A 13,486-nucleotide genomic window follows, 5' to 3' on the forward strand; every position below is an offset into this window, starting at 1 on the left:
TACCCGCCCCTCTGTCATCGCGAATGTGGCGTTCCTGTCCGTTTCTTGCCCAATCCTCTGAATTTATCCGCGCGGGGCGTCGCCAAAGACGCTGTAATCCGGGAGCTGCACCTGCTGATACGGCTCCCAGCCGCCGCCAAGCGCCTTGTAGAGCGCCACCAGGTCGAGCGCGCTTTGTACCTGCGCCTGAGCGCGCTGCTGCTGAGCCTGGGCGAGCTGACGCTGGGCATCCAGTACGTCGATAAAGCTGGCGATGCCCTGTCGGTAACTGTCGCTGGCTAAGTCAAAGGCGTTTTGCAGGGCGTCGATCGTTTTTGCGAGGCCGGCTTCACGCTGCTGGTCGGTGCGGTAGCTGACCAGCGCGTTTTCAACATCGCCGAGCGCGGTGAGCACCGTCTGCCGATAGTCCAGCACCGCTGCCCCCTGCTGCGCGCGCGCCACCTTCACGCTGGAGACCAGTCGTCCGCCCTGGAAAATCGGAATAGAAACCTGCGGACCGAAGCTGTAGAAATGGCTGCTCCAGTCGGTCAGCCAGTTGGTTTCGCTGTTACGCAGGCCAAACTGCCCGGAGAGGGTAAAGCTCGGGAACAGCTCGGCCACCGAGACGCCGATTTGCGCCGTGGCGGCATGAAGATTCGCCTCCGCCTCACGCACGTCCGGACGACGGCGCGCCAGCGTGGACGGAATGCCCGTTTGCACGATATCCGGCAGCGCAGGCATTGGCTGCGCTGACTGGAGTTCGGCATCCAGTGCGCCCGGCGGCTTGCCGAGGAGGATTGCCAGGCCGTTCATCGCCTGCCGCGCCTGCGCCTGATATTGCGGCAGTTGCGCTTCCAGATTTCCCAGCTGCGCCCGGGCATTTTCTACGTCCATCTGTGGCGAGAGCCCGCCGCGCTGACGGCTTTCGGTGAGATCCAGCGTCTGCTGCGCGCTCTCAATCTGGGTGTTCAGGGTGGCGATAATGCTCTGCGCGCCGCGCAGCTGTAGCCACGCCCGCGCCACTTCCGCTTCCAGCGACACCAGCGCGTCGTTACGCTGCTCGATAGCCGCCTTCTGCTGGGCTTCCGCGGCTTCCACCTGACGGCGCACCTTGCCCCACAGGTCAATTTCCCACTGGGCGTCGAAACTGCCCTGGTAGAGGTTGATCGGCTGCGTCAGCGGGCCTAACGCGCCCCGCAGGGCTGGATCGACATTATCCAGCTGGTCATACACGCCGTGGGATTTCAGCTCGCCTTCCAGCCCGAGCTGTTGGCGCGTCGCCTGTAGATTGCCATTAACCGACGGGAAAAATGCTCCGCCTGCCTGATTAATCTGTTCACGTGCCCCGGCAATGCGTAGCACCGTTTGCTGCAGGGTCAGGTTTCCGGCAATAGCCCGTTCAACGAGGCTATCGAGCTGCGGCGAGCCGAAGGTTTTCCACCAGCGCGGGTTGGTCGCAGCGGAGATGGTTTGCGATTTCACGCCGCTGTCGCCCTTATCGTTCCAGTGCGTGACGGCCGGCGGTGCGGGTGGCTGGTAATCCGGTCCCACGGCACAGCCAGCCAGCAGCAGCATTATCATCAGGGGGTGTAAACGTCTGTGTATCATCAATGTGCTCCTGCACTCCCCTCGCTCTTAACCGGCGAGAGCAACAAACAAAACGGAATCAGTAACAAGGCCACCACGCTCAGCAGGGTGAAGACGTCGATGTAGGCCAGGAAGCGCGACTGTTCGATCATGGTCTGGTACATCCGCCCGGTGGCAATGCCGGTTGGGTCACCCACCTGAGTCGTGAAGTTCTGGATCGCCTGGGCGCTTTCGCGTATCGCCTGCTGAAACTGCTCGTTAAACGGCGAAGCGTGATACGCCAGATGCGCGCTATGGGCCTGCGAGCGCTCGGTAATGGCCGCCGTCGAGAGCGAAATCCCAATCGAGCCCGCCACGTTGCGGAACATGGTAAACAGCGCCGCCGCGTCGGCGTTGAGCCGTCTCGGTATCGAGATGAAGGCAATCGTGGTGAGCGGCACAAACAGGAACCCCAGCCCAATCGACTGAGCGCTGCGGAACAGCACCAGGGTCTCGAAGTCGATATCCGGCGTCAGCGTACGTGACCAGAAGAACGAGACCGCCAGACAGGTAAAGCCAAAGGCGATAATCCAGCGCGTCTGCACCACCGGCATGAGCTTCAGCACCAGCGGGATGGTGAGTACAATCAGCACCGCGCCGGGCGACAGCACCAGCCCGGACCAGGTGGCGGTATAGCCCAGATCCTGCTGCGCCAGCTGCGGGATCACCACCGAGCTGCCGTATAAAATCATCGCCATCCCAGCCATTAACAGGCTGGAGATCGCGAAGTTGCGGTCTTTCATACAGTGCAGATCCACCACCGGCTTTCTGGCATACACCAGCCAGTAGATCGCGCCGATGATGCCGATCAGCGTCAGCACGGCGAAAGTGCGGATAAAGTTTGAGTAGAACCAGTCTTCATCCTCTCCCCGGTCCAGCATCACCTGCAAACAACCGAGCCCTAAGGCGATCAGCCCGATCCCCGTCCAGTCGATGGTTAGCTTCTCTTTCGATTTACTCTCCCACGGCGGATCTTCCAGCAGCTGATAGATCGCCAGTACCGTGACGATCCCCACCGGGATGTTGATAAAGAACACCCAGCGCCAGGAGTAGTTGTCGGTGATCCAGCCGCCGAGCGTCGGGCCGAGCACCGGCGCAACGATAATCGCAATAGAGGAGAGACCAAACGCTTTGCCCCGGTCCTCCGGCTTGAAGTAGTCGAGCAGCACCGACTGCTGGGTAGGCTGCAACCCGCCGCCAAAGAAGCCCTGCATCACGCGGAACAGGATGATCTGCCACAGCTCGGTGGCGATCCCGCACAGGAACGAACAGACGGTGAACATCACAATGCAGATTAAGAAGAACTGCTTGCGGCCAAACACCCGGCTCAGAAACGCCGAGATGGGCAGCACGATGCCGTTCGCCACCAGATAGCTGGTTAAAACCCAGGTCGATTCGTCATAGCTGGAGGAGAGCGAACCCGCGACGTGCGGCAGCGCCACGTTAACGATGGTGGTGTCCAGAATTTCCATAAACACCGCCAGGGTGACAACAATCGCCACCGCCCACGGGTTACTGGCGGGTTTCCAGCTGTCGTGGCTATGATCCGTCATTCCACTGTCACCTTCGGCGCCACCGACAGCCCCAGCGGCAGCGGTTTATTCGGGTCGAGTCCCTTATCAATCACGATTTTCACCGGCACGCGCTGCACAATTTTGACGAAGTTGCCGGTGGCATTTTCCGCCGGGAAAGCGGAGAAGCGTGAGCCACTGCCCTGCTGAATACTGTCGACGTGGCCCTCAAGTTCCATATCCGGCCACGCATCCACGGAGACGGTGACCTTATCGCCGGGCTTCATGCGTTCAAGCTGGGACTCTTTAAAGTTCGCCACCACCCATACGTTAGGGGAAACCAGTGAGAACAGCGCGGTGCCCGCCTGCACCAGCGTCCCGGGCTGCACGTTGCGTTTGGTGACAAAACCGTCGAACGGGGCGCGGACTTCGGTGTAGGAGAGATTCAGATTGGCCGTTTCGAGCTGCGCTTTCGCCTGCTCGACCTGACGCTCACGTGCTTCAACGTTGGTTTCCTGCTGGCGAATTTGCAGTTGAACCTGCTCCGCCACTTCCAGCTGCGCCTGGGCGCTGGCCAGTGCAGCCTGCGCGCTGCGCAGCTGTGCGTTCGCAGAATCAATACTTTGTTGCGTGGTCGCCCGCGGGTCGACGCCGCGTTGACGACGGTACTCCGCCTGCGCGTTCGCCAGATCGGCCTGCGCTTTCAGTACCTGCGCTTTCGCTTCGTCGCGCTGGGCAGGATACTGCACTTTTGAGAGCGCCAGCTGCGCCTGGGCCTGATGGAGCTGCGCGATAGCCAGTCCAAGCTGAGCCTGAGCCTGATCGCGCTGGGCGGTGGTATCGCGTGGATCGATAACCACCAGCAGATCGCCTTTTTTAACGCGCTGGTTATCGCGCACGTGCAGCCCGGTGACATAGCCCGCCGTTTTGGGGGCAATCGTCACCACATCGCCATCGGTAAAGGCGTCGTCAGTTGTCTCTTCGTTACGGGTTAAAAACCACCAGACCAGCGCCACGACAACCATCACTACCACGACAATGCCGAGGATAATTAACGGTTTTTTGCCCGGTCGCTTACGTTCATTATTGTTGTTTTCCTGCTCGTCAGCAGGCGTTTTTTGATCTTCAGCCATAGTTCAGCAACGGTCCTGTCAGTGAGCGGCATCACACTATGCCGTTCACTAAAGCTAGGACGTTGCTATACGTTTGCCAGGAAAAACTGACAAATTGCGCACTATATGAGAAGGAATAATCCGAAACCGATCGCCGCAGCCCACACCAGCATGGGGAGGGACCAGAGATGGAAGCGCCACCAGATACGACGATCGCTGGCCATACGCAGGGCGATGAGGTTTGCCAGCGAGCCGGGCAGCAGCCCAAACCCGCCAATGTTCACCGCCCAGGCCAGAAGGGTGTCAGGCGGAACATAGTTGAGCAGCAGAATGGTGGAAGGCACGTTGCTGATAAACTGCGACAGGCCAATGGCCGTCAGCCACAGACCCGGCTGAGACAGTGTGCTGACGCTGTGCAACACGTTTTGCAGCACCGGAAGCTGGATAAGAAGATGCACATCAATAAACATCGCCATAAAGACCAGCAGCAGCGTCCAGTCCACGCTCACCAGCACCCGGCGTGCCAGCACGACAAAGCCTGCGGCGACCAGCAGCACACCCGCCAGCTCAACCTTCAGTTCCAGCGCGATGAGAAAGACGATGTACAACCCGAGGCAGCTCCAGACCAGACGCGGCTGCCACTGCGGGCCCGCGGTTCCGCTATGGTACTGCAGTTTTTTATCCGGAAAAGCAAACCAGCATACCGCCAGTAGCGACAGCATCATCACCAGTGCCAGCGGGGCCATCTGCCAGGTAAAGGCGGCAAACGACAGGCCGGACCGCCCCCAGAGCAGGATATTTTGCGGGTTGCCGATAGGGGTCAACAGAGAACCGGCGTTCACGGCCAGCGCTTCAAAGATGATCAGCCGGCTGACCGGGATCTCGCAAAGCCTGCGTAGCGTCAGCGTGAGGGGCACGATGATAAACAGTGCCACATCGTTGGTCAGAAACGTCGACAGCACCGCAGCGGAGAAGACCATAAACAGCGCCAGCCTGCGCTCGGTGGCAAAACGGCGCACCATTTTACGGCCCAGCACGTCAAAATAGCCGCTCAGCTCAACCCCTTTGGTCAGCATCATTAACCCACTCAGGGTAATGATGGTGCGCCAGTCAATGGCGGCAACCCAGGCGCGGGGCGCAAACGGCACAAAGAGGCTTAACCCTGCGCCAATGATTAATAAGAGATGGAAGAAACGATCGCGTGCCAGGGCATGCAGTCCGGGGATTTTCATTCAGCGGAGGGACCGTATTTAAGGGTAAATTCACGAAACTTCACCAGCGTCTCTTCACTCACGTGGTGCTCCATTCCTTCCGCATCCCGGCGGGCAATCTCCGGGCTAACGCCCAGCACCAGTAAAAAGTTCTCGACCAACTGGTGACGCTCGCGGCTCTCCTGCGCAAGCTTCTCCCCTTCCGGCGTCAGAAATACACCGCGCCAGGGGATCATTTCAATTAAGCCCACCGAAGCCAGACGTTTTAACATTTTAGCCACTGTCGGCTGTGATACCCCCAGTCTGGCGGCCATATCAACCTGCCGCGCTTCCCCGACTTCACGGATCAGATCGGAAATCAGCTCAACATAGTCATCAATCAGTTCACGACGGTGCGCTTCACGGACCTGGCGAAACCCTTCGACATGTTCTTCAACATTCACCAGCTGCGTCGTTTTTCTGATTGTTGGCTTACCTGCGCGACGGTTCATTGTACTTCCTCAGTGGGGTGACGCTTCCAGCGCCCGGTATCGAGAGCGCACATTGTAAACCATCCCTCTGCAAGCACAAAAAATTAACGAAATAGCCATAGCTATACAATATAGCCTGTGCTATATCTGTATGTAATGCAGTCACCCTTCACGGATCGAAGGGATCAAAAATCAGGAGGTCTTATGAACGAATTCAAGAGGTGTATGACCGTGTTTACCCACTCTCCCTTTAAAGTGCGCTTGATGCTGTTGAACATGCTGTGCGATATGTTTAACAACAAACCGCATCAGGACGACAAACCTTCCCACTAAGCGGCGTTGCGGTACGCCGCTTCATCTCTGCGTCACATTCCCGCTGTAAACTGGCTCCCGGCCGCCCTATTCCCGATCTTTTTTACGGATTTGCAATCCTCTTCGCAAAACATCTGTTGAGCAACTGTTGCTATTATTTTGCGCTCGCACTATCTTCTTGCAGCCCTGCACTATTTGCGGCTCGCTGAAGCGGACCCTCATTCCCTTTCTACGCACTGTCAGGCAGGTTATGACCCTTGACGCCAGGGTGAGCACATGGCGTTTTTATCCATGATAGTGACCTATGAATTTAACCCTGATAGATTCTGTCGTTACCCGTAGCCGGGCCTTAAGCCCGTGGACGGCGTTTTACTTTTTGCAGTCATTGCTGATTAACTTTGCACTTGGCTATCCCTTCAGCCTGCTGTATGCGGTGGCGTTCACCTGCATTCTGCATGTGCTGTGGCGGGCCGCTCCGCGCGTGCAAAAAACGCTGATTGGGATCTGTTCGCTGGTCGCTGCCCTCTATTTCCCGTTTGGCCAGGCTTATGGCTCGCCAAACTTTAATACCCTGCTCGCGCTTCACTCGACCAATATGGAAGAGTCGACGGAGATCCTGACCATCTTCCCGTGGTACAGCTACGTGGTAGGGCTCTTTATCTTCGCGCTGGGGGTTATTGCCCTCCGCCGTCAGTCAGTTGAGAAAAAGTCCTGGGGCAAGATCGAAATTCTTTGTCTGGTATTCAGTATTGCCGTGGCGTTCGTCGCCCCCATCCAGAATATTCCCTGGGACGGTAAGTTAAGGCTCATTAACGTAGGCTATCCGGTTTTCCGCTTCGTGAAAGACGTTGTCGTGAATAACAGAGAAGTGCTCGACGAGCAGGCGCGCATGGCTGAACTTTCCAATAAGAAAGACACCTGGAACGTGCTGGCGGTGAAGCCGAAATACCATACCTACGTGGTGGTGATCGGCGAGAGTGCCCGTCGCGACGCAATGGGCGCATTCGGCGGACACTGGAATAACACGCCGTTTGCCAGCTCGGTCAATGGCACCCTGTTTACTGATTATGTCGCGGCCAGTGGCTCGACGCAGAAATCGCTGGGTCTGACGCTAAACCGTGTGGTAGAGGGCAAACCCCAGTACCAGGATAACTTTGTTACCCTGGCAAACCGCGCAGGTTTCCAGACATGGTGGTTCTCTAATCAGGGGCAAATTGGCGAATACGATACGGCCATCGCCAGTATCGCGAAGCGTGCTGACGAAGTGCAGTTCCTGAAGAGCGGTGACTTTGAGGCCGACAAAAATACGAAAGACGAAGCGTTGCTGAAAATGACGGCGCAGGTGTTTGCCACCCCACGCACCCAGCCTCAGCTGATTGTCCTTCACCTGATGGGCTCACACCCCCAGGCCTGCGATCGCACTGACGGGAAATACGCGGATTTCGTGCAGTCCAAAGAGACCTCTTGTTATCTCTACACCATGACGCAAACCGACGACCTGCTCAGCAAGCTGTACGATCAGCTGCGCAATACGGGCGACAGTTTCTCTGTGGTCTATTTCTCGGATCACGGGCTGGCGTTTAAAGAGCGTGGCAAAGAAGTGCAATACCTGGCCCATGACGACAAGTTCCAGCAGAACTTCCAGGTACCGTTTATGGTGCTGTCGAGTGATGATAAAACGCATCGCGTGATTAAAGCGCGCCGTTCGGCGAATGATTTCCTGCAGTTCTTCTCTCAGTGGACGGGGATTAAAGCCGAAGAGATAAAAAATACGTATCCGTTCATCTCCAACAAGAAAGCGCCCCCAGTGTACGTTACCAACTTCAAGTTACAGAAAGTTGACTATAACCATCTGGGTACGGATATTTTTGATATTAAGAGTAAGTGATTTCTGCCGTCTCGTGCAGACTGATGCCCTGACCCTCTCCCACGTGGAGAGGGAACAAACAAAAAAAAATCCGCCACATTGGGCGGATTTTTTATTCGATCACCGGAGTGATTAGAAGCGGTAACCTACGCCCGCGATCCAGGTGCCAACGTCAACGTTGCGGATACGGCTCTGCTCATAGGAGAAGTCCAGAGCAACGTCCTGGATTGGGTTGAACTGCAGGCCTGCGCCATAGGAGAAGCCGTAGTCGCTGGTGCTTGCAGTGCGGTTCAGACCCTGGTTTTCGGTCTGCTGGAATTTACCGTAGCCAACACCTACAACACCGTAGATGCTTGCCCAGTCATTCAGACGGTAAGCTGGACCAGCAGTGATACCGTAGTACTGGCCTTTGTTGTACGCGCCGTTTTCAGTACGATCTTTCTCGGTGTAGGTGAAAGAACCGATCACGCCCAGCGGGTTGTTATCCTGCTCGTAACGATACTTCAGGTTGAAACCGTTAGTTTTGTTCATTACGCCCTGCATATCGCTCTGAGCGTAACCACCGGTTACAGTAGAAGTAGCCGCTACAGCGGTACCTGCGGAAACAGCCAGTACAGCGGCCAGTGCTGAAAGACATGCAATTTTTTTCATAACCACCTCAAATGTGCTTCAAGTAAGTCCGTAAGTTTTAAATATATCAAAAAATTTTGCGAAACTCTTTGTGATTCGTGATGTCTAACGAGGTCTTTCCTGTAACAGAACGTTTCCAACCTCAGCTAACTCTTTCAAATCACATGCGATTTTTCCTACAAAACGCCCATATTGCGCGTCTGTGCTGTTACATTCATCCAGATTATTCCTAATCTTTAAGACGATTAATCCAGCAGTAGTTAACCATTTTACGGATTTCATGGGGCTTTTTTTTCAACAGAGTCTCAACCGTCGCTGTATATTTCCTTTACACTGCAACCTTTACTTCATTTGACAGAAGCTGACAGGAGAAAGGATGCCTGGGTTATCCCGCACGTCGTCGGTCTGGTTGCCGGTAGCAGTCATACTCATTGCCATGTTGTCCATTCAAAGCGGTGCCTCGCTGGCAAAATCGCTCTTTCCACTGGTAGGGGCACCCGGGGTGACGGCCCTGCGTATCGTGCTGGGCACGGCGATACTGGTTGCCATTTTCAAACCCTGGCGTCTGCGCTTCAAAAAAGAGCAACGTCTCCCCCTGCTGTTTTATGGTCTGTCCCTTGGGGCGATGAACTATATGTTCTACCTCTCCATCCAGACCATCCCCCTCGGGATCGCCGTCGCGCTGGAGTTTACCGGTCCGCTGGCGGTGGCACTTTTCTCTTCCCGTCGTCCGGTGGATTTTATCTGGGTCGTATTAGCGGTGCTGGGCTTATGGTTCCTGTTGCCGCTCGGCCAGAATGTCACTGAGATTGATCTTACGGGTGCCGCGCTGGCTCTCGGAGCCGGTGCCTGCTGGGCCGTTTATATCCTCACCGGGCAGCGCGCAGGCGAAGAACATGGCCCGGCAACGGTCGCCCTGGGTTCCGTGATTGCGGCTATCGTTTTTGTGCCGATCGGTATGGCGCAGGCCACGGCGTCTATCTGGCAATGGTCAGTTATGCCCATTGGGCTGGCGGTCGCAGTGCTCTCAACGGCGCTCCCCTATTCTCTGGAGATGATCGCCCTGACGCGTCTGCCGACACGCATTTTTGGCACCCTGATGAGCATGGAGCCTGCCCTGGCGGCAATCTCCGGAATGGTATTCCTTGGCGAAACGCTGACGTTTACCCAGACGCTGGCACTCTGCTCTATTATTGCAGCCTCAATGGGGTCAACGCTCACCATGCGCCCGGAACCCAAAGTTGAGAAAATCGACATCAACTGATGCCATATATTCTGTATGGCTTTCTGGCCATGCAGAATAAAGGCCAGATCGTCAGGCGTTATAATTTCTTACATACTTTGTCATATTATCGAAATATCCTGCCGGGCCTGTTTTCTCTGTCCTCAATTAAGATTGATCTGTATCAACTCTAAAATAATCTATTTATATCAGTAAATTATATTATCAACCTCCTTCTTGCTATTAAACCGATAGGCACAGCCAGACCGCAGAGAAAAAATCCGGTGCTATACTTAGTTCCGTAATTACCTGGGACATTAACATCAAGAGGATATGAGATTATGAGTACCGCTAAACTGGTGAAAACGAAAGCGTCTAATCTGCTTTATACCCGTAACGATGTATCGGATAGCGACAAAAAAGCGACCATTGAGTTGCTGAATCGCCAGGTGATCCAGTTCATCGATCTTTCGCTGATCACCAAACAGGCCCACTGGAATATGCGCGGTGCAAACTTTATTGCCGTTCATGAAATGCTGGATGGCTTCCGCACAGCACTGGTGACACACCTCGATACGATGGCTGAACGTGCCGTACAGTTGGGTGGTGTTGCGCTGGGTACCACGCAGGTGATTAACAGTAAAACGCCACTGAAAAGCTACCCGCTGGATATCCATACCGTTCAGGATCACCTGAAAGAACTGGCAGACCGTTACGCGATTGTGGCCAATGACGTGCGCAAAGCGATTAGCGAAGCCAAAGATGAGGATACGGCAGATATCTTCACCGCCGCCTCCCGCGATCTGGATCAGTTCCTGTGGTTTATCGAATCTAACATCGAGTAATCCATACGATTTTTCTATCGAACCCTCGCCTTCCGGTGAGGGTTTTGCACATCTATGGTGCACACTTTTGGCCTGATACGGTGCAAAAGTGAAGAAATTGTAATAATCACCTCACACAACCGTTAATGGAAGATTGTTTTTTCGTCAGAATTTACGCTAAATATCTCCCCGTTAGTTGAGCCAAACGACGCGCACCAAAATGGTGCTCCATCATGGTGCAACACAACATCATTGCCCCGTTTTTTGTGCAATGCATGACTCCATCCCCTTTGCAAAACAACAGCTTGTAAAGTTGGCACGATTTTTTCATTGTGCCTGTCGTTCTCTCAGGGGATCGCCCCGTGGATATAAAAGGAAATGCTATGAAGTCTGTATTAAAAGTTTCACTGGCTGCACTTACCCTGGCTTTTGCGGTGTCCTCTCAGGCTGCCGACAAACTGGTTGTGGCGACCGACACGGCGTTCGTTCCGTTTGAATTCAAACAGGGTGATAAATACGTTGGCTTCGATGTTGATTTGTGGGCCGCTATCGCAAAAGAACTCAAACTGGATTACACCCTGAAGCCAATGGACTTCAGCGGCATCATCCCGGCACTGCAAACCAAAAACGTTGATCTGGCCCTGGCGGGTATCACCATCACCGAAGAGCGTAAAAAAGCGATCGACTTCTCTGACGGTTACTACAAAAGTGGTCTGCTGGTCATGGTCAAAGCCGATAACAATGACGTCAAAAGCGTGAAAGACCTCGACGGTAAAGTTGTCGCAGTGAAGGGCGGTACCGGTTCCGTGGATTACGCAAAAGCGAACATTAAAACCAAAGACCTGCGTCAGTTCCCGAACATCGACAACGCGTACATGGAACTCGGCACCAACCGTGCTGACGCTGTTCTGCACGACACACCGAACATCCTGTACTTCATCAAAACCGCAGGTAACGGCAAGTTCAAAGCGGTAGGCGACTCTCTGGAAGCACAGCAGTACGGTATCGCATTCCCGAAAGGCAGCGACGATCTGCGCACGAAAGTGAACGGCGCGCTGAAAACGCTGAAAGAGAACGGCACGTATAACGAAATCTACAAAAAATGGTTCGGTACTGAGCCTAAATAATTTCACCTGAAATCAGGTTTGTAACGCCCGGTGGCGCTGACGTTTACCGGGCCTACATTTTTCGTTTTTCACCACGGTATACAGGAATACATCATGCAGTTTGACTGGAGCGCCATCTGGCCTGCCATTCCACTCTTGCTTGAAGGCGCTAAAATGACCCTGTGGATTTCGGTCCTGGGTCTGGTGGGCGGGTTGATTATCGGTCTTGTCGCCGGTTTCGCCCGCACCTACGGCGGCTGGATTGCAAACCACATCGCACTGGTTTTCATCGAAGTGATCCGCGGCACCCCGATTGTCGTGCAGGTCATGTTCATCTACTTCGCCCTGCCAATGGCCTTCACCGACCTGCGTATCGATCCGTTCAGCGCAGCCGTCGTGACCATTATGATCAACTCGGGCGCCTACATTGCGGAAATCACCCGCGGTGCGGTGCTGTCGATTCATAAAGGTTTCAGTGAAGCGGGTCTGGCGCTGGGCCTTTCGCGTCGCGAAACGATCCGCCACGTCATTCTTCCGCTGGCGCTGCGTCGCATGCTGCCACCGCTGGGTAACCAGTGGATCATCAGTATTAAAGATACGTCGCTGTTCATCGTTATCGGCGTGGCTGAGCTGACCCGTCAGGGGCAGGAGATCATTGCTGGCAACTTCCGCGCGCTGGAAATCTGGAGTGCGGTAGCCGTTGTCTACCTGATCATTACTCTGGTTCTGAGCTTCGTTCTGCGTCGTCTTGAAAGAAGGATGAAAATCCTGTGATTGAATTTAAAAACGTTTCCAAGCACTTTGGCCCAACCCAGGTGCTGCACAATATTGATCTGAATATTACGCAGGGTGAAGTGGTGGTCATTATCGGACCGTCCGGTTCCGGTAAATCCACTCTGCTGCGCTGCATTAACAAACTGGAAGAGATCACCAGCGGCGATCTGTTTGTCGACGGTCTGAAGGTCAATGACCCGAAAGTGGACGAGCGCCTGATTCGCCAGGAAGCGGGCATGGTGTTCCAGCAGTTCTACCTGTTCCCGCACCTGACGGCGCTGGAAAACGTGATGTTCGGCCCGCTGCGCGTGCGCGGTGCCAGCAAAGCGGCGGCGGAAGCGCTGGCAAAAGATCTGCTGGCAAAAGTGGGTCTGGCAGAACGTGCGCACCACTACCCTTCCGAGCTCTCCGGTGGTCAACAGCAGCGCGTCGCGATTGCCCGCGCGCTGGCAGTGAAGCCGAAGATGATGCTATTTGATGAGCCAACGTCCGCACTCGACCCGGAGCTGCGCCACGAAGTGCTGAAAGTCATGCAGGACCTGGCAGAGGAAGGGATGACGATGGTTATCGTGACCCACGAAATCGGCTTTGCGGAGAAAGTCGCGTCCCGCCTGATCTTTATCGATAAAGGTCGTATCGCGGAAGACGGTAACCCGCAGGAACTGATTGCTAATCCGCCGAGCCAGCGTTTGCAGGAGTTCCTGCAGCACGTCTCATGATCTTACGCTTCACGCTGAGCCGGGCTTGCCCGGCTTTTTTACGCCAGATTGTTCCCAAAAACTCCCCTCCTCCCCGCGCCCTCTATACTTATCATTTTGCACGATATTTTGTCGGAGGACGCC

13 protein-coding genes are annotated in these 13,486 nt (G+C 55.0%); 7 read left to right on the top strand and 6 right to left on the bottom strand.

The window, feature by feature from the left end:
- Nucleotides 1-63: 63 nt before the first annotated feature.
- The 5 genes from ACOTYN_RS04310 to mntR form a co-directional block, all read right to left on the bottom strand.
- Nucleotides 64-1,587: an efflux transporter outer membrane subunit gene (locus ACOTYN_RS04310; RefSeq protein WP_023332473.1), complete on the bottom strand. Its 1,524-nt coding sequence runs from the start codon at nucleotides 1,585-1,587 to the stop codon at nucleotides 64-66.
- The gene (locus tag ACOTYN_RS04315) at nucleotides 1,587-3,158 is read right to left on the bottom strand and encodes a DHA2 family efflux MFS transporter permease subunit (RefSeq protein ID WP_047624354.1); all 1,572 of its coding nucleotides are present in this window, start codon (nucleotides 3,156-3,158) and stop codon (nucleotides 1,587-1,589) included. Before ACOTYN_RS04315 ends, ACOTYN_RS04310 begins: the two co-directional genes overlap by 1 nt.
- Nucleotides 3,155-4,249: an HlyD family secretion protein gene (locus ACOTYN_RS04320; RefSeq protein ID WP_014883112.1), complete on the bottom strand. Its 1,095-nt coding sequence runs from the start codon at nucleotides 4,247-4,249 to the stop codon at nucleotides 3,155-3,157. The genes ACOTYN_RS04315 and ACOTYN_RS04320 overlap by 4 nt, the downstream gene beginning before the upstream one ends.
- Nucleotides 4,250-4,350: 101 nt before the next feature.
- On the bottom strand, nucleotides 4,351-5,460 hold the full coding sequence (locus tag ACOTYN_RS04325; protein WP_023332471.1) for an anion transporter: 1,110 nt from the start codon (nucleotides 5,458-5,460) through the stop codon (nucleotides 4,351-4,353).
- Entirely contained in the window at nucleotides 5,457-5,930 is a 474-nt protein-coding gene (mntR, locus tag ACOTYN_RS04330) for a manganese-binding transcriptional regulator MntR (protein WP_014169260.1), read from the bottom strand. The genes ACOTYN_RS04325 and mntR overlap by 4 nt, the downstream gene beginning before the upstream one ends.
- Nucleotides 5,931-6,113: 183 nt before the next feature.
- Between mntR and mntS the strand changes: the two genes are divergently transcribed.
- Both mntS and ACOTYN_RS04340 read left to right on the top strand, forming a co-directional pair.
- Complete coding sequence (gene mntS / locus ACOTYN_RS04335) at nucleotides 6,114-6,242, top strand: manganase accumulation protein MntS (protein ID WP_014831181.1); 129 nt, start codon at nucleotides 6,114-6,116, stop codon at nucleotides 6,240-6,242.
- A 283-nt stretch (nucleotides 6,243-6,525) separates the two neighbouring features.
- Nucleotides 6,526-8,109, top strand: coding sequence for a phosphoethanolamine transferase (locus ACOTYN_RS04340; protein WP_071922457.1), 1,584 nt, complete (start codon nucleotides 6,526-6,528; stop codon nucleotides 8,107-8,109).
- A gap of 111 nt (nucleotides 8,110-8,220) precedes the next feature.
- Here the strand turns inward: ACOTYN_RS04340 and ompX are convergent, their stop codons facing one another.
- On the bottom strand, nucleotides 8,221-8,739 hold the full coding sequence (ompX, locus tag ACOTYN_RS04345) for an outer membrane protein OmpX (protein ID WP_014883110.1): 519 nt from the start codon (nucleotides 8,737-8,739) through the stop codon (nucleotides 8,221-8,223).
- Between the two features lie 355 nt (nucleotides 8,740-9,094).
- Between ompX and rhtA the strand changes: the two genes are divergently transcribed.
- The 5 genes from rhtA to glnQ all read left to right on the top strand — a co-directional run bounded on the left by rhtA (nucleotide 9,095) and on the right by glnQ (nucleotide 13,363).
- Entirely contained in the window at nucleotides 9,095-9,982 is an 888-nt protein-coding gene (gene rhtA / locus ACOTYN_RS04350; protein WP_014883109.1) for a threonine/homoserine exporter RhtA, read from the top strand.
- 299 nt (nucleotides 9,983-10,281) lie between these two features.
- A complete protein-coding gene (gene dps / locus ACOTYN_RS04355; RefSeq protein WP_008501171.1) occupies nucleotides 10,282-10,785 on the top strand; it encodes a DNA starvation/stationary phase protection protein Dps in 504 nt (167 codons plus the stop codon).
- A gap of 362 nt (nucleotides 10,786-11,147) precedes the next feature.
- Nucleotides 11,148-11,891 (top strand): glutamine ABC transporter substrate-binding protein GlnH, encoded by a 744-nt coding sequence (gene glnH / locus ACOTYN_RS04360; protein ID WP_014883108.1) that lies wholly within the window; start codon nucleotides 11,148-11,150, stop codon nucleotides 11,889-11,891.
- Between the two features lie 93 nt (nucleotides 11,892-11,984).
- A complete protein-coding gene (gene glnP / locus ACOTYN_RS04365; protein WP_003858462.1) occupies nucleotides 11,985-12,644 on the top strand; it encodes a glutamine ABC transporter permease GlnP in 660 nt (219 codons plus the stop codon).
- On the top strand, nucleotides 12,641-13,363 hold the full coding sequence (gene glnQ / locus ACOTYN_RS04370) for a glutamine ABC transporter ATP-binding protein GlnQ (protein ID WP_063861131.1): 723 nt from the start codon (nucleotides 12,641-12,643) through the stop codon (nucleotides 13,361-13,363). The genes glnP and glnQ overlap by 4 nt, the downstream gene beginning before the upstream one ends.
- Nucleotides 13,364-13,486 lie beyond the last annotated feature (123 nt).

Source organism: Enterobacter cloacae complex sp. IR5458 (genome assembly GCF_049238025.1).
GTDB lineage: Bacteria > Pseudomonadota > Gammaproteobacteria > Enterobacterales > Enterobacteriaceae > Enterobacter > Enterobacter kobei.

What these genes read in the sequence shown, in the direction of transcription:
- ACOTYN_RS04310 (WP_023332473.1), bottom strand. Translation starts at nt 1,587, where the DNA reads ATGATACACAGACGTTTACACCCCCTGATGATAATGCTGCTGCTGGCT.
- ACOTYN_RS04315 (WP_047624354.1), bottom strand. Translation starts at nt 3,158, where the DNA reads ATGACGGATCATAGCCACGACAGCTGGAAACCCGCCAGTAACCCGTGG.
- ACOTYN_RS04320 (WP_014883112.1), bottom strand. Translation starts at nt 4,249, where the DNA reads ATGGCTGAAGATCAAAAAACGCCTGCTGACGAGCAGGAAAACAACAAT.
- ACOTYN_RS04325 (WP_023332471.1), bottom strand. Translation starts at nt 5,460, where the DNA reads ATGAAAATCCCCGGACTGCATGCCCTGGCACGCGATCGTTTCTTCCAT.
- mntR (WP_014169260.1), bottom strand. Translation starts at nt 5,930, where the DNA reads ATGAACCGTCGCGCAGGTAAGCCAACAATCAGAAAAACGACGCAGCTG.
- mntS (WP_014831181.1), top strand. Translation starts at nt 6,114, where the DNA reads ATGAACGAATTCAAGAGGTGTATGACCGTGTTTACCCACTCTCCCTTT.
- ACOTYN_RS04340 (WP_071922457.1), top strand. Translation starts at nt 6,526, where the DNA reads ATGAATTTAACCCTGATAGATTCTGTCGTTACCCGTAGCCGGGCCTTA.
- ompX (WP_014883110.1), bottom strand. Translation starts at nt 8,739, where the DNA reads ATGAAAAAAATTGCATGTCTTTCAGCACTGGCCGCTGTACTGGCTGTT.
- rhtA (WP_014883109.1), top strand. Translation starts at nt 9,095, where the DNA reads ATGCCTGGGTTATCCCGCACGTCGTCGGTCTGGTTGCCGGTAGCAGTC.
- dps (WP_008501171.1), top strand. Translation starts at nt 10,282, where the DNA reads ATGAGTACCGCTAAACTGGTGAAAACGAAAGCGTCTAATCTGCTTTAT.
- glnH (WP_014883108.1), top strand. Translation starts at nt 11,148, where the DNA reads ATGAAGTCTGTATTAAAAGTTTCACTGGCTGCACTTACCCTGGCTTTT.
- glnP (WP_003858462.1), top strand. Translation starts at nt 11,985, where the DNA reads ATGCAGTTTGACTGGAGCGCCATCTGGCCTGCCATTCCACTCTTGCTT.